Raw genomic sequence first — 19,070 nt, 5'->3', positions numbered from 1 at the left:
GTGGCCACGTCTGTGAAGGGCGCGATTTGTGCGAGCGGTCTAAACTGGAGTCATGGCACGGGATTTGCCTATCCGCAACGATATTCACGTGGCTGTTCGGGTGGTGTATGCCGAACCGCACTCGAGGCCGGGGCAGCACGTGTTTGTCTACTTCATCACCCTGGAAAACCGGGGCACTGAAACCGTTCAGCTTTTGAGCCGCGAATGGTTCATCTACGACGGCAACGGCGAGGTAGGGCACGTGCAGGGCGAGGGGGTGGTGGGTGAAAAACCCATCCTGGAGCCCGGGCAAAGCTACGAGTACAACAGCTTTTGTCCCATTGCGCACCCACCGGGTTCCATGCAGGGCTACTACACCTTCCAGAACACCCTGGGCCAACTGTTCCGCGTCGAAATACCGGCCTTTGCGCTGAGGCTTCCCGACACAAGCCCGCGCACCCTCAACTGATTGGGTCAAAGCTGTTCGCCCTGGTTGGGGGCGGCTGCTAGGCTGGTGAACATGAGCTCGTATCCCTGGCAGGTTCGATGGCCGCTGTTTGTGCTTTCCCCCGAGCTGCACCTGGAGGACGCCCAGGGGCGCAATCTGCTAACCTTCAAGCAGAAAATCTTTACCCTGCGGGAGGCCACCTCGGTCTTTGCTGACAAAAGCAAAAGGCAACTGCTCTACACCCTCGAGGCCGACCGGGTGATGGGCTTTGGAGCCAAGCACATAATCCGAGACGCCAGCGGGCAGCTTCTGGGCAGCTTTGAAAACGACGGCTGGAACTCGCTTTGGCGCACCCGCTATTTCGTCAAGGATGCAGAGGGCAACGTGATTTACCACGTGCAGGAAGAAAACCCCTGGATCAAGGTATTCGAAGGCATAGCGGGGCTTATAGACGACATCCCCCTGATTGGGTGGGTGGTGGCTGGGGCCCTGCTCTACTTCCTCAACCCCACCTACCTGGTGGCCGACTCCTACGGCCAGAACCGCTACCGCATCCGCAAGCAGCGCTCCATCTTCGAGCGGCGGTTTTTGCTGGAGCCCATCGAGGCCGTACCGGAAGAATGGGAAGCCTTTACCCAGCTGGCCGTCATGCGGCTGGTGCAGTTGGAGCGCCATCGGGGTTGAAGGCGCTTGGGCCGGTTCAGTCAAAATGCTCGTAAAAGGCCCGGTACTGCACACGGTAGAGCTGTTGATGCAGTTCTCGGGCCAGGCCAGGGTGCTTGTGTTGGGCCAGCCAGGCGACCAGGTTCTCAATCAGCTCTTGGGCCTCCAGATGGTATAACTCACGTCTCAGGCGCATTTCGACCAGCCCAGCCTGAAAGCCCAGGTGGGCCTCGAGGGCTTGATGAACCAGATTCCAGATCGCCTCGTGGTGGGGGTTGGGAGATGCCAGGCTACTGGAGGGCCAGGGTTTGAGCGGTTGGAGGTTCAGGTTGAGCCTTTCGGGGACGCGCTGGGTCCAGGCAATCAAAATCTGGCGGCTGGGTTCAAAGCCTACGGGCGGCTCGGCTCCCAGGCGAACAATGCCGTCCTGAAACAGCGTGATGTGCAGGATGGCCCGGTCTTCCAGGGCCAGAACCCCGGAGAAATGCCGGCGCTGAAATTCCCTCCACAAACGGGCAGGGGGCGCCTCGAGGGGCTGTCCCGACCGCACAATGACCCCATCTACTGCCGCCAGAGCCAGGGTCTGCCGGGCCTCGTCGAAGGGATAGACCGAAAACGTGGCTTGGAGGGCGGTCTGCTGAATTTTGGCAGCCCCCTCGCCAGGAGAATGCTCCTTCCAGGCCAGGTAAACCAGCGCCCCCTGGTGGTACAGCAGCCGGGCCAGCTCACCCCCAGGCAGCTCCACAATCACCAGACCGGAAAACCCGGCCCAGGCCAGAGCGTCCTCGAGCCAGCCCCAACGCTTCCCTGCAACCCGCTCTACCGGCAATTTGCCCCGGATCAACAGGCGTAATACGGAAAGAATGTCGTTTGACGAGGGTTGCGCCGCCAACTCAACCTCCCAAATGCCCGTCGGATACAACCAACTACTCGTCAATATATAACCTCTGCTGCGTGCGAAGGCTCACTTTTGAACGGGCAGTCGTGTATTTCCCTTCCGAACAGGGTTTTTGGGCGATCGGTCTGCTCCCCCTTCACCTCCGCTTTGGGGTGCCCTGCGCCCTTACGCAAGGCAGCGAGGCCGGGGGCACAGAGAACGCTGCTGAAGGGTTCAAAAGCGCACTTGTATTGATTGGCCGACCCTTGGGCAGCCATCACCGCCGCTTTCAGGGCAGTGGAAAGCGGGTCAGGAGGGGGCCGCTGTGCTAGAGGCCCGTCTTAAGCGGTCCATAATGGCCCGGCCCAGCCCCTCCTCGGGCACCGGCTCGGCGTAGATGGCCTCCAGGCCGAGCCGGTCTAGCTGGTGCAGGGCTTCAAACAAATGAGCGGCGGCTTCTACCAGGCTGCCGGTTGGAGACAGAACCTTGACCACCTTGAACCCCTTGGGCACGTGCTGGAAGGCCAGGTAGCCGGCCTTTTTGCGAACCTCGAGCGGGATGGTTTCGGGGGGCGCAATGCATATTGGGGTGTGGGGGGCGTAGTGCTGCGGTAGCTGGCCCGGTACCAGCGGTTTATCGAGGCTGCGAACCTGCAACTCCACGGAACCCAGGATGCTTTCCAGCTCCTCCACGGTCACCGCACCATAGCGCAGCAACACCGGCCTTTCGGCGATGAGAACAATGGTGGATTCGACCCCCAAGGCGGTTCTTCCCCCATCCAGGATCAGGTCAACCCGCTCCCCCAGCATTCGCTCGACGTGCTCGGCGCGGGTTGGGCTCAGGTAGCCAAACGGGTTGGCGCTCGGCGCGGCCACCGGCACCCCCGCCCGCCGGATCAGCTCCAGGGCCACCGGGTGCGCAGGCATCCGCACCGCCACCGTGGGCAGCCCCGAGGTCACAAGGCCCGGCACCCGCTCCGACCTGGGCAAAACCAGCGTGAGGGGGCCGGGCCAGAAGCGCTCCATCAGCTTTTCGGCCATTGCCGGAACCTCCCGCGCCACCTCGGCCAGCATGGCCCGGTCTGATACATGGACAATGAGCGGATCGAAGCTGGGCCGCTGTTTGGCCTCAAAGATTTTGGCCACCGCCGAAGCGTCGAGGGCATTGGCCCCCAGGCCATACACGGTCTCGGTCGGAAAGGCCACCAGGCCGCCCTGGCGGATTATCTGCGCGGCACGCTCGAGGTTCTCGGGGGTAGGTGGCACAACCATACAACCCCGACATGATAGCAGAGCGGGGGTGTTTGCGGGGGTGCTGGCTCAGGGAGCAGCCTGTGCTCCCACGATGCGGGGTTCGAATCGGCGTCATCCGGCCATGCCCTGTTGCAACGACCCTGCCCCATGTGCTGCTCAATGGATTGGCCCCCAGAGGGGTATCGCCCGCTGGTACCCACTTCGAGAAGGGCCAATGCTGTGCACCGGGTGGCTGGGTGCGAAGGTAAACTGTTTTCTATGAGCTGGTTTCAGCGCCTCAAGGAAGGCCTCAGCAAAACCCGTGACAACCTTACCAAAGCCATTCCCTGGAGCCAAAGCCCCGAGGAGGTGCTGGAGGAACTCGAGTTCGCCCTTATTTCAGCCGATGTGGGGGTTGAGGCTACGCAGGAGGTCTTGGAGGAAGTCCGCCAGTCGGGCAAAAAAGACCTGCGGGAGGCCCTCAAGCAAGCCCTCACGGTGCAGCTCGAGCCCGACCGCTTCCGGGCCAAAATCCGCAAGGCCGGCTTCAACCCCAGCGCCAAAAAATCCACTGTGGAACCCCAGGGGAAGGTCATTTTGATGGTGGGCGTGAACGGGGTGGGCAAGACCACCACCATCGCCAAACTGGGGCAGTACTACCGAAGCAAGGGCAAAAGCGTGATGTTCTGTGCGGGCGATACTTTCCGAGCGGCGGGTGGGGCCCAGCTGGGCCTGTGGGGTGAGCGGCTGGGCATTCCAGTCATTCAGGGCCCCGAAGGCTCAGACCCTGCGGCCCTGGCTTTTGACGCGGCTTCGGCCCGCAAGGCCCGGGGCCTTGACCTGCTGCTGGTTGATACCGCAGGCCGCCTGCACACCAAGCACAACCTGATGGAGGAGCTGGCCAAGGTCAAGCGCTCCATTGCCAAGGCCGACCCCGGCGAGCCCGCCGAGGTCTGGCTGGTGCTGGATGCTGTCACAGGGCAGAACGGCCTCGAGCAGGCCAAAAAATTCAACGAGACCGCCGGTCTGACCGGGGTCATCGTGACCAAGCTCGACGGCACCGCCAAGGGGGGCGTCCTGGTGCCCATTGTGCGGGAACTGGGTGTGCCCATCAAGTTTATCGGCGTGGGCGAAAAAGCCGACGACCTGCAGCCATTCGATGCGGGCGAGTTTGTCGAAGCGCTGCTGGACTGATTACCCCCGGTGGCAAGCATCAACCTTTACGAGCTATTCCGTCCCCTGGCGTCTGGGCCCCATTCCGGCGAGATAGGGGGCGTTCCCTACCTGCTCCAGCCCAGCTTCCCCCTGCTGCTGGCGAACACCGCCTTTGGCTATGCCGAGGCTGCCCAAAGGGGTATCGAAGCGCGTTTCCAGGCCATCGGGGCGCCGCCGGCCTTCACCCTGCCCGAAGCCCACGACGCCAGCGCTTTGCTGGAGCATGGCTACCAGCCTTCCGCCGTTTTCGAGCTCTGCCTGCCCGAACCCAGCCCCCGCGCCTACTGGACGGAGCAGGTGCCCTGGTCGGAAGCCTGGAGCATCGCCCGCATTCTTACCGAAGCCTACCACGCCCCCGAGTGGCGGTTTCCTTTCTCCCATTCCGTAGGAAAGCTGCTTCAGAACCCTCACAACCAGGCGTTTGTGGGCTATCTGTATGGGGAGGCGGTGGGCGCTATCCTGGTTTCCAGGGAAGCCGGGCTTCTGGCAGGGGTCGTGCCCAATCGGCTAGGCCGCGGGGTTGGCGCAGCTTTGCTGGGTCGCATTCACCCCAGGCCCTTCTTGCGGCTGGCCGGAACCGAAGCAGAATGGCCGGGCCAGGTGCAAAGCCGCTTCGTGCGCTACGCCTTAGCGGGCTGAACCCAGACAACTTGAGGGGCCGTCCTCGATAAAAGCCACAATGCCCCGCAAAACGCAGGCCCAAGCAACGGCCCCCGATGGGATGGGCCAAGCCCTCAAGAACCGGGGCCAGTTCACCGGATGACCGCCACTCTCTTCTTTCACAAGATGGACGGATAAGTGACCTCTCGCATCCTGGCCGAAACCTTTGCTATTGAGGCGGAATCTGGCTGCCATTTGTGGGTGGTAGGCGATGCTCCTCGATTGGGTACGGGAACGCCTGTCCACCAAATCAAGAGCGTGAACGCTGCTTCAACTGCGGAACCCCTGGCCAGCAACCCTTAGCAAACCGTAGCTCGAGCGGGAGAGCGTGCTCTGGTTATCCGGGACGGCGCCCTCGAAATTGAAGGTCGGTGGGTTCGCCAAACAGAGGGGAGCTCTCTGGCTTTCAGCCTATAGCCCTCGACGCTCACGTTTCCCTGGCCTTATGCTTCTGGCATGAGTGTGGTTATTCTCGACTTTGGTTCCCAGTACACCCGCCTGATTGCCCGTCGCATCCGGGAGTTGCGGGCGTACTCGGTCATACTGCCGGGCACGGCCAGTCTGGAGCGCATCCGGGCCGAGAACCCCCAGGCCCTGATTCTTTCGGGCGGGCCGGCCTCGGTGTTCGACCCGGCCAGCCCCCGGCCTGCGCCGGGGGTGCTCGAGCAGGGCTGGCCCATCCTGGGCATCTGCTACGGCATGCAGTACCTGAGCCAGCACTACGGCGGCAGGGTTGAGCGGGCCGGACGGCGGGAGTATGGCAAGGCCCGCCTGATCTTTCACAGCGGCCCCCTTTTTGCCGGGCTGGAGGGCGAGTTGCAGATGTGGATGTCCCACTCCGACGCTGTAACCGAGCTGCCCCCGGGCTGGAGCGTGATTGCCCGAACCGACGAGAACCCGGTGGCCGGTATTGCCGCACCGGACGGACGCACCTTTGGGGTGCAGTTTCACCCCGAGGTGGTTCACAGCCCCAAGGGGATGCAGGTGCTGGAGAATTTCTTGGAGATTGCCGGGGTGGAACGCAACTGGACGGCAGAGCATACCCTTGAAAACCTGATTGCCGACATTCGCGCCCGGGTGGGCGACGACAAAGTGATGCTGGCGGTTTCGGGCGGGGTGGACTCCTCCACGCTGGCCCTGCTTTTGGCCCGGGCCATTGGCGAGCGGCTCACGGCGGTCTTTGTGGATCACGGCCTGTTGCGCTTGGGCGAGCGCCTCGAGGTCGAGCAAGCCCTGCGTCCGCTGGGCCAGGCCCTGCGGGTGGTGGATGCTTCCGAGCAGTTTTTGTCGGCCTTGCGGGGGGTGTCCGACCCCGAGCAAAAGCGCAAGATTGTGGGCCGGGAGTTTATCCGGGTTTTCGAACGCGAGGCCCGGCAGTTGTCGGCCCAGGGCTACAGGTGGCTGGCCCAGGGAACGCTCTACCCCGATGTCATCGAGTCGGCGGGCAGCGGCGAGGGGAGCGCCAACATCAAAAGCCACCACAACGTGGGCGGGCTGCCCCCGGATTTGAAGTTCGAGCTGCTCGAGCCCTTCCGCTACTTGTTCAAGGACGAGGTGCGCGAGCTGGCCTTGCTGCTGGGCCTGCCCGAACCCATCCGCCTGCGCCACCCCTTTCCGGGGCCGGGCCTCTCGATTCGCATTCTGGGCGAGGTGACGCCCCAGAAGCTCGACATCCTGCGCCGGGCCGACGATATCTTCATCTCCAGCCTGCGCGACTGGAACCTCTACGACCAGGTTTCCCAGGCGGCGGCCATCCTGACCCCCATACAAAGCGTGGGGGTGATTGGCGATGAGCGCAGCTACGGCTACGTGCTGGGCTTGCGGGCGGTTTCCACGGTTGACTTCATGACCGCCGACTGGGCCCGCCTGCCGCTGGATTTTCTGGACGAGGTGGCCCGCAAAATTACCCGCCAGGTGCCCGAAATTGGCCGGGTGGTCTACGACATCACCAGCAAGCCTCCGGCCACCATTGAATGGGAGTAAACCCCAGCTCGAGCCCGGTTTTTCACCTGGAGCCACCTAGCCATTACAACCACAAAAAAATACCTTCCCTGTTTCAGGGAAGGTCGAAACACCAGGGGTTGGGTCAGGCCGAGCGGGCTTTGCTGGCGGTTTTGCGCTGCTGCTCGCGGGTCTTGTACCAGACCACCAGGGCCGAGACCACGTAAATGGAAGAGTAGGTGCCCACGATGAAGCCCACCAGGATGGCCAGCGAAAAGTCCCGCAGCACCGGGCCGCCCAGGAAGAGCAGGGCCAGGATGGGCAGCATGGTCGAGAGGGAGGTCATGACCGTGCGGGAGAGGGTCTGGTTGATGGAGGCGTTGACAATCTGGTAGTAGGTGTGACCCCGCATCAGTTTTAGGTTTTCGCGGATGCGGTCGGAGATGATGACCGAGTCGTTGATGGAGAAGCCCACAATGGTCAGCAGAACCGCCACCGTGGGAATGGAGAATTCCAACCCCAGCAAACTGTACATCCCGGCCACAATCGCCACGTCGTGCCCCACCGCAATCACACTGGCCGCGCCAAACACCCAGTCGAAGCGGAAGGCCACATAAATCAAAATCAGGGCCAGCCCCACCAGCACCGCCAGGATGGTGTTCTGGCGCAGCTCGGCCCCGATGGCCGGGCCAACCGTCTCGGACTGGAGAACGGTGGCCTTGAGCCCCTCCTGGAACTTCTTCTCCAGTTCGATGCGCTGTTCTTCGCTCACCTGCCGCACCCGCACCGAAAACTCATTGCCGCTGACGCTGGAAAGCGAGGTGATGACCGACTCGGCCCCCTTGACCTCGGCAATCCCGGCGTTGTCCAGGAAGCTGCGGATTTCCTCTGCGCGGGTGCTGTCGGGCACCCGGATGGTAAAGGCGGTGCCGCCGGTGAAGTCAATGCCGAAGTTGAAGCCTTTGGTCAGCACAATGCCGGTGGCAAGGACGGCCAGGCCCAGCGAAGCCACGGTCACGTAGCGGGCGATGCCCAGGAAGTCAATCTGGGTGCCCCACAACCAGTAAGGGGGCCTGACCTCGCGGCGGTCGCCAATCATCTCCAGCAGCCAGCGGCTAAAAACCAGGTTGGAGAAGACCGAGGTCACCACCCCCAGGGCCAGCATCACCGCGAAGCCCCGCACCGGGCCGGTGCTGTACTGGTAGAGCGCAGCCGCAGCCAGCAGGTGGCACATGTTGACGTCCAGGATGGTGATGATGGAGTGCGAGAAGCCACCCGGAATGGCCTGGCGGAACTTCTTGCCCATCTTGAGCTCTTCCTTGATGCGCTCGAAGGAGAGCACGTTTCCGTCTACCGCGGCCCCCAGGGTCAGAATCAGACCGGCGATGCCCGGCAGGGTCAGGGTGGCTCCCAGCAGGGAGATGGAGGCCAGCAGCAAGACGGCGGTGTAAACCAGGCCCAAAGCCGCTACCAGCCCCAACCAGAAGCCGTAGTAGGCGAAGATTAGGGCAAAAAGCAGGATGGTGCCGATGATGCCGGCCTGGATGCCGGCGTTGATGGCATCCTGGCCCAGGGTGGGGCCGATGGCGCGGGTCTCGGCCACCTCGAGCTTCACCGGCAGCGAGCCGGAGCGCAGCACCAGCGCAATGTCGGAGGCCTCCTGCACGCCCGAAAGCCCCTCGATGACCGCACGCCCCCCGGCGATGGCCTGGCGGATGCTGGGCGCGGTGAAGACCTTGTCGTCGAGCACCACCGCGAGCTGGCGGCCCACGTTGGCCCGGGTGGCCTCCTCAAATTTTTTGGCGCCCTCGGGGGTAAACTCCATGTCTACCTGAGGACGGCCAAACTGGTCGAAGGAGGCATTGGCGGTGCGGAGGTCGGCCCCGGTGAGCAGGGGCGGCCCCAAGTCTTCCAGCTTGATGAGGTTTTTCTCGAGCTCGGCCCGGCGAGCGGCCAGGGCGGCCCCGCTCAGACCCGAGTCGCGCAGTTGTTCGTTTATCTGGGCTACGGTGGTGCCGGTGGCCCCCTGGTTCACGATGCGAAACTCGAGCCGGGCCGTCTGGCCAATCAGGCTCAGGGCGCGCTGCTGCTGGTCTTGCTTGAGGCCCGGCAGTTCCACGATGATGCGGTCGTTGCCCTGCACCTGAACCAGAGGCTCGGCCACCCCAATCGCGTTGACCCGGTTTTCGATCACGGTGCGGGCCACGTCGAGTTCGGTCTTGGCCACGGAGGGGTCGGGGTTGGGATTGACCACCTTAAGGGTGATGCGCAGGCCCCCTTGCAGGTCGAGGCCCAGCCGAATCAGGCCGTCGCGCGGCAGCAGGGGGTTTTGCGGGTTGCGGGCTTCCCAGGGGCGAAAAAGCCCCACGATGGCTGCCAGGAGCAGCCCAATCAGAAAAACGGCTTTCCACAAGCGGTAGGTCATGGTGCTTCCTGTGTTGGGACTCGAGGGCTAGGCAACCTCGAGGGTCAAGAGTTCTGAAGTCTGGGAGTCAACTGAAGATGTTGAGGATCCTTTGCCTGTAAATCCTCGGCTTTGTAGAGCTTTAGGCCTTCAGTCTTTAGCTATGGGCTTTATGCAACGCTTACTGACGAAGGGCTTGGACGTTAGCCACCGTCGGTTTGTAGACGAGCGTACACCAAATAAAGCCGCGGATGGGAGGTCGGGTTTGAATATGCAGGGATTTGTAAAAAAATTGGGGCAAGGCGGTAGCGGGTGGTTAGCCCAAGGGCTACGGCCATCAGGCCCGCGCCCAAGGGGTTGAGTTTGGTCTTGGCCTCGAGCAGTGATTGGGGGAGGGGAACGGCAGTCCAGCCCTGGCTCAGCCCGCTTCCAGCCTTGACCTTGCTGGGCGACCAGAAGAGCCCTGGCCCCAGGGCTACCAAGGCCAGGGTAGCGAGGGCAGTCCAGCGTAGCCAATGCTTCATAAATACGACCAGGTTACTTTATAACGCCGCTCAGGGTTTGACCAGTTCTAGCCGCACCGGCAGGGGGGGCGTTTGCAACAGGTCGCTGATGCGCTCGGTCTCCTGGGCCGAGCTAAAGCCCTGGATGGACACCGCGCCGCCGGTGATGGGGCCCCGAATGGTGGGGGCAATCAGAACCCGCCCGTCCAGCACCAGGGCCAGCCGGCGGCCCACATGCGCCGAGGTGAGGTGGGCGAACCGGGCGGCTCCTTCGCGGCTAAAGCGCAGGGTCAGGGCCGGACGGCCCGACTCCCCCTGGGTGGCCTGTACCCTGTCCAGGTCGCGGTTGGTCAGGGCGGGGGCTTCCAGGTCGGTGGGTCGGATTTGAGCAAGGGAGCGGTTGGAGGCGCTTGGTTTGACCAGCTGAAAGGCCAGATTGCCCCGCTGGGTGAGTAAAGCCTCGGCCCGCGTTCGCAAGGGGGCCTCGAGTGGAGGCAATCGCACGGTCAGGGTGCTGCCCGCGACCTTGACCCGAAAGCCCCGCACCCCCAGGTTTTGTAGCCGACGCGATACGATGCGCTGGGCCTGGGCCAGGTTCTGGGAGCTGGTGTTTCCCACAGCCCGCAACCCAACCGTCTCCAGACGGGCTTCGGTGGCCTGAGCCTGCCTGGCGCGGTACTCGTTCAGGTCGCGGAAAAACGTGGACAGGCTCACAAAGAACACCACCAGCAGAAACACTGGAATCAGGGTGAACAGCAGGTTGAAAAGCCACCGGGCGAAGTTTTTCATAAGCACCAGCGCAGCCGGAAGGGGCTTTCAGGGGTGCGTGGTTGTCGCGGAAGCTTCCATGCTCCGCCAGCCCGACTAGTCGGTAGCGACCTCGACCTGCTGGCTGGCCTCGAGGATGTCGCCCTCCTGAAACTCGGTGAAGCCATCCAGCAAAATGCCGCACTCGAAGCCCTGGGCCACCTCGCGGACATCGTCCTTGAGACGCTTGAGGCCCTCAATTTTGCCCTTCCAGATTTCTTTGCCTTTGCGCAAAACCCGGATATCGGCGTTGCGGGCAATCTTGCCCGAGGTGACCATGCAGCCCGCGATGGTGCCCCTAGACAGCTTGAAGATGGCCCGTACCTCGGCAGTGCCCAGGATTTCCTCCTTGAACACCGGTTCCCGCTGCCCCTTGACCATCTTGCGAAGTTCGTCAATCAACTCGTAGATGATGCGGAAGCTTTGCAGCGGAACCCCTTTTTGTTCGGCCATTTTTTTGACCGAGCCGCTGGGATTGACATTGAAGGAAAGAATGGCCCCCCGGGCGGTAGAGGCCAGCAGCACATCCGATTCGCTGGGGGCCCCGACCCCCGCCAGCAGCACGTGAATCTTGACTTCCTCGGTGGACTCCTTGGCCAGGATGTTCTGGATGGCCTCGAGGGAACCCTGGGTATCGGTGCGCAGAATCAGATTAATTTCCTTTTGTTCGGCCTCCTGCATGGAGCGCATCAGGTCGGCCAGGTTGCGGGCCCGGCTTTGCTCGGGGGCGGCCTGGCTGGCCTTGCGCTCGAGGATGCGCTCCTCGGTGATTTCCTTGGCCGCTACCTGGTCGGGCACCCAGGTGAAGGTCTCGCCCGCGACCGGCAGCTCTGAAAACCCCAGCACCTGCACCGCGCTGCCCGGCCCGGCCTCGCTGCGCCGGGTGCCCTCGGCGTCGGACATGGCCTTGATCTTGCCCCAGTGTTCACCGGCTACCACAAAGTCGCCAATCTTGAGGGTGCCTTGCTGAACCAAAAGGCTCACCAGCACCCCAGCCTGTTTGTCGACCCGAGCCTCCAGAATGACCCCCTGGGCTTCGGCCTTGGGGTCAGCCCGCAGGTCTTCAAGTTCGGCAATCAGCAGAATGGTCTCGAGCAGGTCAGAAACACCCTGGCCGGTCTTGGCCGAGATGGGCAGCACCTCAACGTCCCCGCCGTACGCTACCGGCACCATCCCAAGCTGCATCAGGTCCTGGTAGACCCGGTTGATATCGGCGCCCGGCAGATCCATCTTGTTGGCCGCAAAGATGATTTTGGCCCCGGAGGCCTTGGCGTGGGCGATGGCCTCCTTGGTCTGGGGCATGACCCCTTCGGTTGCAGCCACTACAATCACCGCAATGTCGGCCACCTTGGCCCCGCGCTGGCGGATGGTGGTAAAGGCTTCGTGGCCGGGGGTGTCAATGAACACCACGGTTCCGGCTTTGGTCTTGACCTCGAAAGCCCCCACATGCTGGGTGATGCCGCCGGCTTCCTTTTCGGCGATGCGGCTCTTGCGCAGGTAGTCGAGCAGGCTGGTTTTGCCATGATCCACGTGCCCCATAATCACCACCACCGGGGGGCGATGGGGAATGGCCTTGCGGGCCTCTTCCGCCTTGCGGGCAGCCTCGGCCACCTTTTGTTCACCGATGAGTTCCTTGACGGCGCTGGCGGTGTCTTCCTCGAGGGTGCTGGCGTGGGACTTGTACGCCACCCCCATATCGTCGAGGATTTTCAGCAGCTCGTCGTTGGTCATGCCAAGTTCTTTAGCGAGCTGATAGATTCTGATTTTTGCCATGCTGACCTCCTGGTTGATCTGTCGCAGGTCGCATGTCTCAGGTCGAAGGGTTGCCGACCTGTGACGCCTGACTTGTTACGCTTCCAAGAATAATGTGCAGGGCCTGCGAAAGTTCCTGGGCTTTGGTCCCTGCAAAGCGACGCAGCTTTTTCTCAGCCCAGCACTCGGGGTGGTCGGGGCACACATAAGCGCCGCGTCCGGGCTTGCGTCCGGTGGGGTCTAGGACGGGGCCGGCCTCCGTAAGCACAATCCGCAACAGTTCGCGCTTGGGCCTGCGCTCTCGGCAAGCAACGCACTGGCGCATGGGGATGTGTTTAGCGGATGGCATGCGACCCTCCTACCTACTCACCGTCCTTGAACAGGCTCTCGAAGCGGCTCTTGGCGTCTTGCGAGACCTTGGTGCCCTCTTCTTTTTCGGCGGCTTTGAGCATGGCTGCGTCGAGGTCGGTGATTTCCTCCGCTTCCTCGAAGTCAATCTCGTAGCCGGTCAGCTTGGAGGCCAGGCGCACGTTTTGACCGGCCTTGCCGATGGCCAGGGAGTGCTGATCCTTGGCCACCACCACCGTGGCGCGACCCTTTCCATCCTCGGTGGCGGCGGGTTCGGTCACGATTTCCCCCACCGTGGCCGGGGAGAGCGCATTGCGGATGAACTCTTTGGGGTTGGCGCTCCACTGGATGATGTCCACCCGCTCCCGGCCTAGCTCGGCGGAAACGGCCTGGATGCGCTGACCCTTGTGTCCGATGCAGGCCCCGATGGGGTCCACGTTGGGGTTATGGCTCATCACCGCCACCTTGGAGCGGCTACCGGGTTCGCGGGCCACCGCCTTGACCTCCACGATGCCCTCGGCAATCTCGGGCACTTCCTGGCGCAGGAGGTAGCGCAGAAGCTCTTCGTGGGCGCGGGAGACCACCAGGCTCGGGCCCTTGGAGGAGCGCTGCACCTGCTTGAGGTAGACCTTGATGCGCTGACCGGGGTGATACCGCTCGGTGGGGATTTGCTCCTTGGGGGGCATCAGGGCTTCGCCCCGGCCCAGCTCCACATAGACGTTGCCGCGGTTGTCCACCCGGGCCACACTGCCGGTTACCACCTCGCCTTCTTTGTCTTTGTACTCGTTGTGGACACGGGTGCGCTCGGCTTCCTTGAGGCGCTGGGTGAGCACCTGTTTGGCAATCTGCACGGCGATGCGGCTGAATTCCTCCGGGTCTACCGGGAACTCCATCTCCTCGCCGATGGACACCTCGGGGTCGTACTTTTGCGCGGTGGCAAGGTCTATCTCCTTGTCGGGGTCTTGAACGGTTTCGACCACGCGCTTGATTTCCAGCACCTCGAGGCTGCCCTCCTGGGTGTCTAGGTGAACCTCCACAATGGGGCCTTTGCCCTCTTCTTCCACGTCTTTCTGGCGAAAACCCTTCTGTCGCAGATAGGCCAGCCGCAGGGCCTCCTCGAAGTTTGAGATGAGCTCTTCGGCGGTGACCCCGCGCTCGTGGGCTACCTGGGAAAGGGCGTCTACGAAATCTTTGTTCACTGAATTTGCCTCCTTTATAAAGCCTGGGTTTCTGGGGGCGGCGCTTGAGCCTGGATGCTCTGCCCTGGCCGCCTTATCTCGGTTTATCCGGCCACTCTGCCAGCTGGGCTTTGAAGGTGCCAAGTTTGAGGGTGCGGATTTCGCCTTTTTCAAGCACGAACTCCACCGTATCGCCCCGAACCGGCCCCACCCGTCCGGTAAAGCTGCCGTCGGTACTGCGCACCCTGACCTTCAGCCCCACAAAGCGCTCGAAGTGGCGGGCGGTGAAAAGCGGGCGGTCGGCGCCGGGCGACTCCACCTGTAGCAAGTAGCGCTCGGGCAAGAGGGCCTCGAGCCGATCGAGCTCGGCCCCCAGGGCGCGGTTGGCCCGCTCCAGGTCCGAGACCGTGATGGGTGCCTCGTCTTTGCGCTCGAGGCGCACCAGCAACACCCGGCTCTTGCCGCCCTTGAGGCTGGCCTCGAGGACGTCGTAGCCGAGGGGCGACAGGACGCTTTCGGCCAGTTTATCCCACAGAGGGAGGCCGCTGCCCACAGCGGCGGGCCCTTCGGGTTGGGGATTATCCGGCTCCACAGGATCACCTCCTCCCCAAGAAAGAAGGGTGGGTTTGCAACCCACCCCCGGATCTTGGGAGTTCCTATCACCAAACTTTATATCACTGTTTGATGAGAGGGTAAAGTGAGCCGGGTTGCGATGGCTTTTTTCGGCTGCCGGTTTGACCCAGCCGCTTTTCGCTTGGTTTTTGCCAAGCCCTCCAGGCCTTGCGCCGGTGGCGGATCAATGCAAAAGCCCCTCGGGTTCGAGGGGCTGCTTGGTGCCGGGAACAGGACTTGAACCTGCACACCCTTGCGGGCGCATGACCCTGAATCATGTGCGTCTACCAATTCCGCCATCCCGGCTCAGGGCAAAAAGAATACTAGCCAGTTCCGCTTTATTCGTCAAGGGGTATGGGCGGGCAGCCATCCATCTGGGGAGCGGGTATCGGGCTGGCTCGAGCCCTGCCCGCATTTTTCCCATTCCGGAAGGCTTCAAAAAGTTGCTCACAGGCCAGGCAACGCGTAAACTCTGCCCTGTGGAACCCACCCTGTTTCGCAGCCGCCGCGACCGAAAACTGGGCGAAAATGTGGCCGTGCGCCTCGAGGGCATCACCAAGCGCTTCGGGGAACAAAAAGCGGTGGACAACGTGAGCCTGGAGATTCGGGACGGCGAGTTTTTTAGCCTGCTGGGGCCTTCAGGTTGTGGCAAAACCACCCTGCTGCGCATGATTGCGGGCTTCGACACCCCCGACGAGGGCCGGGTCATCATTGGGGGCAAAGACATGACCGGAGTGCCCCCCTACCTGCGCCCGGTCAACACCGTTTTCCAAAACTACGCGCTTTTCCCCCACATGACCGTGGAGCAAAACATCGCCTTCGGTCTGCGCATGAAAAAAATGCCCAAGGATGAAATTGCCCGGCGGGTGCAGTGGGCTTTGGAACTCATCAACCTGCCGGGCTATGAGAAGCGCCGCACCGACCAGATGTCCGGCGGGCAGCGCCAGCGCATTGCCCTGGCCCGGGCCCTGGTCAACGAACCGGAGGTGCTGCTGCTCGACGAGCCCTTATCGGCCCTCGACCTCAAGCTGCGCCAGGAACTGCGGGTAGACCTGATGAACCTGCAAGAACGGCTGGGTATCACCTTCATCTTCGTCACCCACGACCAGGAAGAGGCCCTGGTGATGTCCGACCGCATCGCCGTGATGAACAAGGGCCGCATCGAGCAGCTAGGCCCCACCGAGGAAATCTACGAGCTTCCGAAAACCGCTTTTGTGGCCCGCTTCATCGGCGACTCCAACCTGATTCCGGCCCAGGCCCTGGAGCCGCGCCGGGTGCGCACCCCCATCGGCGAGTTTGTGCTGGACGACGAGGACGCCCTCACCCCGGGCCAGCAGGTGCTGCTCTCCATCCGGCCCGAAAAAATCCGGCTTTTCCGGGAGAAGCCGAGCCTGCCCAACGTGTTTAGGGCCACGGTGGACGACATCATCTACACCGGCTCGGAGAACCAGTATGTGCTGCGGGTGGACGGCCAGCGGCTGATGTGCGACACCCTCAACCAGGACATCCAGGAGCCCGGCCACGAGGAGTTCACCTACGAGGAGGAGGTCTGGGTGGCCCTCACCCCGGAAAAACTGGTGGTGATCCAGGGCGGCCTGGAAGGGAGCAACCCCTATGCGTGAGGCCGCAACCCCCTGGGAGCGCCTGCGTCAGATGCTCCTGACGGTCGGGCCGGGGGCGCTGTGGCTGGGCCTGTTTGTCCTGATTCCTACCCTCATTATGCTGGTGGCCTCGCTGATGAGCCGGGGCAGCCTGGGCCAGCTGGTGCCGCCACTGGGCCTGCACAACTACCTGCGCTTCTTCTCCGATCCGCTTTTTGTGGAGATTATCGGGCGCAGCCTGTGGATTGGCTTCTGGTCTACAGTTTTCATCATGCTGCTGGGGTACCCACTGGCCTTTTACATCGCCCAGAGCCGTCACAAAGAAGTGTTGCTGCTGCTGGTGGTGATTCCCTTCTTCACCAACTTCCTGATTCGGGTGTATGCCTGGATTGTGGTGTTTCAGAAGGAGGGTCTGCTGAACGGCCTGATCACCGCCTTTGGCCTCCCGCCCGCCGAGCTGCTGCCCTCCACGCTGGCGGTGTATGTGGCCACGGTCTATACCTACCTGCCTTTTTTTGTGCTGCCGCTGTATGCCGCTGTGGAGCGGATTGACTGGAGCCAGCTCGAGGCCGCCTACGACTTAGGGGCCCGGCCCATCCGGGCCTTCTGGGAGGCCATCTTTCCCCAAACGGTGCCGGGGCTTTTTGCGGGCTTTTTGCTGGTTTTTATCCCGGCAGTGGGTACTTTTGTGATTGCCGATTTGCTGGGCGGGGGCAAGGTCACGCTCATTGGCAACCTGATCCAGCTCCAGTTCGGCTCGGCGCAGAACTGGGCCTTTGGCAGCGCGGCCAGCATGGTGCTGATGGCCATGGTTTTGCTGGGCCTGTGGCTCTATGCCCGTACCCAGGGGGAGAGGGGGCTGGACAAACTGGTATGAGGCCCAGCGTCGGATGCCAAAGGCCAAAAGCCCTTCCCGTGGGTGGGGCGCTCTGCTCCGAGCGATGGACTTTCTCGCAGTCACGTGCGCGTAGGAGGTCGGCATGAAGCGCCTGCTCTCTATTCACGCCTGGCTGGTGTTCGCCTTTTTGTACCTGCCGATTGTGGTGATTGTGGCGCTCTCCTTCAACAAAAGCCGCTTTGGGGTGCGCTTCACCGGCCTGACCTTCGATTGGTATATTCGGCTTTTCAGCAACGAGCGAATTCTGGAGTACCTCACCAACACCCTGATTGTGGCCGTGGTTTCCACGATAGTTTCTACCATTCTGGGCACCCTTCTGGCGGTGGGGCTGGTGCGCTACCAGTTCCGCTTGCAAAGCGCTCTGCGCTACTTGCTGTATGTGCCGGTGGTGGTGCCGGATGTGGTGATGGGCATCTCGCTGCTGCTGTTGTTTGATGTGGTGCGGGATGCGATTGGCTGGCCTAGGCTCTCGCTCTTTACCATCATCCTGGCCCACATCAGCTTTCAGATTGCCTACGTGACCCTGGTGGTTCGGGCCCGGCTGATGCTGCTCGACCCGACCCTGGAAGAAGCCGCCAAAGACCTGGGCGCGACCCCTTGGCTGACCTTCCGCGAGGTGACGCTGCCCCTGATTATGCCGGGGGTGGTCTCGGGGGCCCTGCTGGCCTTTAGCCTTTCCCTGGACGACTTTGTGGTGACCTTTTTCACGGCTGGGCCCGGCTCGACCACCCTGCCGCTCTACATCTATTCCTCGGTCAAGTTGGGGGTTAGCCCCGAGATCCATGCCCTCTCCACCTTGATGGTGGGGATTACAATTTTGGTTCTGCTTCTTGGGACACTGTTCTGGAGAAAACGGGCCTGAGCCTTGCACCAGGGCCGGACAGGGGAGGTGGCGAGTGCACAGAGTTTGGTTGATAGCTTTGCTGGTGTTGCTGGTTGCGGGCTGTGGCCAGCAGAAAAAGGAGCTTCGGCTTTTGAACTGGTCGGACTATATGCCCCGCGAGGTGCTGGAAGAGTTTGAAAAGCGCGAGGGCATTAAGGTGGTGGAGGACACCTACGACTCCCCCGAGGCCATGCTTTCGAAGCTACAGGCGGGGGGTGACAGCGAATTTGACCTGCTCATCACCCCCGACTACACCGTAGGCTCACTGGCCCGGGCTGGCAGCCTGCAAGAGCTGGACAAGACCCAAATTCCCAACCTGAAGAACCTTGACCCACAGTTCGCCGACCCCGCCTTTGACCCGGGCGGCAAGTACAGCGTGGTGTACCAGTGGGGCACCACCGGGCTGGCCTACCGGGAGGACCTGGTCAGCGGGCCGGTGGAGAGCTGGGCGGTGCTCTTTGACCCCCAGAAGCAGGTGGGGCGGTTTTTGCTGCTCGACGAGATGCGCGAGATGATGGGGGCTGCGCTCAAGTTTAAGGGCGAGTCGGTCAACACCACCGATGCGGCCAAGCTGGCCGAGGTGCAGGCGCTGTTGCTGGAGGCCAAGCGCCGCTCCCTGGGGTTTGCGGGGGGCACCAGCATCCGAGACCGCTTGATTTCGGGGGATATTGCGGTGGGGCCTGCTTATTCGGGCGATATCCTGGCGGCGCAGCCCGAGAACCCCAAGCTCAAGTATGTGATACCGGTGGAAGGGGCCACGCTCTGGACCGACAACCTGGTGATTCTCAAGAAAAGCCCCAACCAAGAGCTGGCCTACCGGTTCATCAACTTTTTGCTCGAGCCCGAGATTGCAGCGCAAGTGTCCAACTCGATTGGCTATGCCACCCCAGTGGCCGCAGCCATGGACCGCATCGAGGAAAAGGACAACCCGCTCATCTATCCAACCGAAGAAAAACGAGCCCGCCTCGAGCTGCTTGCCGACCTGGGCGACCAGGCCGATGCGTACAACAAAGTCTGGTCAGAGGTGAAGTCGCGCTAGGGCCACGTTTTTCCAACCAGAGGCTTCCT

General features: G+C 62.4%; 18 protein-coding genes and 1 tRNA gene. 9 read left to right on the top strand and 10 right to left on the bottom strand.

All coding sequences use genetic code 11. The features are described 5' to 3' along the window. The first annotated feature begins 52 nt into the window (after positions 1-52). Positions 53-448 carry a Co2+/Mg2+ efflux protein ApaG gene (gene apaG, locus NZN28_RS01755; RefSeq protein ID WP_295395047.1) on the top strand — a complete coding sequence of 132 codons (396 nt, stop codon included), beginning with the start codon at positions 53-55 and terminating at the stop codon, positions 446-448. A 51-nt stretch (positions 449-499) separates the two neighbouring features. After that, a complete protein-coding gene (locus tag NZN28_RS01750) occupies positions 500-1,111 on the top strand; it encodes a hypothetical protein (RefSeq protein ID WP_295395046.1) in 612 nt (203 codons plus the stop codon). Positions 1,112-1,127: 16 nt separating this feature from the next. Here NZN28_RS01750 and NZN28_RS01745 read toward each other — a convergent pair whose 3' ends face one another. Together NZN28_RS01745 and NZN28_RS01740 are read right to left on the bottom strand one after the other, a co-directional pair. Further along, a complete protein-coding gene (locus NZN28_RS01745; RefSeq protein ID WP_295395045.1) occupies positions 1,128-1,982 on the bottom strand; it encodes a hypothetical protein in 855 nt (284 codons plus the stop codon). Between the two features lie 294 nt (positions 1,983-2,276). After that, on the bottom strand, positions 2,277-3,239 hold the full coding sequence (locus NZN28_RS01740; RefSeq protein ID WP_295395044.1) for an L-threonylcarbamoyladenylate synthase: 963 nt from the start codon (positions 3,237-3,239) through the stop codon (positions 2,277-2,279). Positions 3,240-3,479: 240 nt separating this feature from the next. On the opposite strand from NZN28_RS01740, the gene ftsY reads away from it, so the two are divergent. The 3 genes from ftsY (at position 3,480) to guaA (ending at position 7,058) form a co-directional block, all read left to right on the top strand. Then, positions 3,480-4,394, top strand: coding sequence for a signal recognition particle-docking protein FtsY (gene ftsY / locus NZN28_RS01735; protein ID WP_295395043.1), 915 nt, complete (start codon positions 3,480-3,482; stop codon positions 4,392-4,394). A gap of 9 nt (positions 4,395-4,403) precedes the next feature. Then, entirely contained in the window at positions 4,404-5,054 is a 651-nt protein-coding gene (locus NZN28_RS01730; protein WP_295395042.1) for a hypothetical protein, read from the top strand. A gap of 477 nt (positions 5,055-5,531) precedes the next feature. Next, positions 5,532-7,058, top strand: a complete 1,527-nt coding sequence (gene guaA / locus NZN28_RS01725; protein WP_295395040.1) for a glutamine-hydrolyzing GMP synthase — start codon at positions 5,532-5,534, stop codon at positions 7,056-7,058. A 103-nt stretch (positions 7,059-7,161) separates the two neighbouring features. On the opposite strand, the gene secD is transcribed toward guaA, so the two are convergent. The 8 genes from secD to NZN28_RS01685 all read right to left on the bottom strand — a co-directional run bounded on the left by secD (position 7,162) and on the right by NZN28_RS01685 (position 14,926). After that, positions 7,162-9,441, bottom strand: a complete 2,280-nt coding sequence (gene secD / locus NZN28_RS01720; protein ID WP_295395039.1) for a protein translocase subunit SecD — start codon at positions 9,439-9,441, stop codon at positions 7,162-7,164. A 182-nt stretch (positions 9,442-9,623) separates the two neighbouring features. Then, a complete protein-coding gene (locus NZN28_RS01715) occupies positions 9,624-9,944 on the bottom strand; it encodes a hypothetical protein (RefSeq protein ID WP_295395037.1) in 321 nt (106 codons plus the stop codon). A gap of 30 nt (positions 9,945-9,974) precedes the next feature. Continuing rightward, positions 9,975-10,712, bottom strand: coding sequence for a hypothetical protein (locus tag NZN28_RS01710; protein WP_295395035.1), 738 nt, complete (start codon positions 10,710-10,712; stop codon positions 9,975-9,977). Positions 10,713-10,787: 75 nt separating this feature from the next. Further along, complete coding sequence (gene infB / locus NZN28_RS01705) at positions 10,788-12,503, bottom strand: translation initiation factor IF-2 (protein WP_295395034.1); 1,716 nt, start codon at positions 12,501-12,503, stop codon at positions 10,788-10,790. A gap of 37 nt (positions 12,504-12,540) precedes the next feature. Continuing rightward, positions 12,541-12,831, bottom strand: coding sequence for a YlxR family protein (locus tag NZN28_RS01700; RefSeq protein WP_295395033.1), 291 nt, complete (start codon positions 12,829-12,831; stop codon positions 12,541-12,543). 13 nt (positions 12,832-12,844) lie between these two features. Continuing rightward, positions 12,845-14,029, bottom strand: coding sequence for a transcription termination factor NusA (gene nusA, locus NZN28_RS01695; RefSeq protein WP_295395031.1), 1,185 nt, complete (start codon positions 14,027-14,029; stop codon positions 12,845-12,847). Positions 14,030-14,102: 73 nt separating this feature from the next. Further along, positions 14,103-14,561, bottom strand: a complete 459-nt coding sequence (gene rimP, locus NZN28_RS01690; RefSeq protein ID WP_295395069.1) for a ribosome maturation factor RimP — start codon at positions 14,559-14,561, stop codon at positions 14,103-14,105. A 278-nt stretch (positions 14,562-14,839) separates the two neighbouring features. After that, positions 14,840-14,926 (bottom strand) — tRNA-Leu (locus NZN28_RS01685). Between the two features lie 173 nt (positions 14,927-15,099). Here NZN28_RS01685 and NZN28_RS01680 point away from each other — a divergent pair. From NZN28_RS01680 to NZN28_RS01665, 4 genes are all read left to right on the top strand, one after another. Beyond that, positions 15,100-16,242 (top strand): ABC transporter ATP-binding protein, encoded by a 1,143-nt coding sequence (locus tag NZN28_RS01680; RefSeq protein WP_295395029.1) that lies wholly within the window; start codon positions 15,100-15,102, stop codon positions 16,240-16,242. Beyond that, on the top strand, positions 16,235-17,098 hold the full coding sequence (locus tag NZN28_RS01675) for an ABC transporter permease (RefSeq protein WP_295395028.1): 864 nt from the start codon (positions 16,235-16,237) through the stop codon (positions 17,096-17,098). The genes NZN28_RS01680 and NZN28_RS01675 overlap by 8 nt, the downstream gene beginning before the upstream one ends. 103 nt (positions 17,099-17,201) lie before the next feature. Continuing rightward, complete coding sequence (locus NZN28_RS01670; protein ID WP_295395027.1) at positions 17,202-17,981, top strand: ABC transporter permease; 780 nt, start codon at positions 17,202-17,204, stop codon at positions 17,979-17,981. A gap of 34 nt (positions 17,982-18,015) precedes the next feature. Beyond that, the gene (locus NZN28_RS01665; RefSeq protein ID WP_295395025.1) at positions 18,016-19,041 is read left to right on the top strand and encodes a spermidine/putrescine ABC transporter substrate-binding protein; all 1,026 of its coding nucleotides are present in this window, start codon (positions 18,016-18,018) and stop codon (positions 19,039-19,041) included. Positions 19,042-19,070 lie beyond the last annotated feature (29 nt).

Source organism: Meiothermus sp., from assembly GCF_025056915.1.
Lineage (GTDB): Bacteria > Deinococcota > Deinococci > Deinococcales > Thermaceae > Meiothermus.
This window is presented reverse-complemented; position numbering and strand designations above follow the sequence as displayed.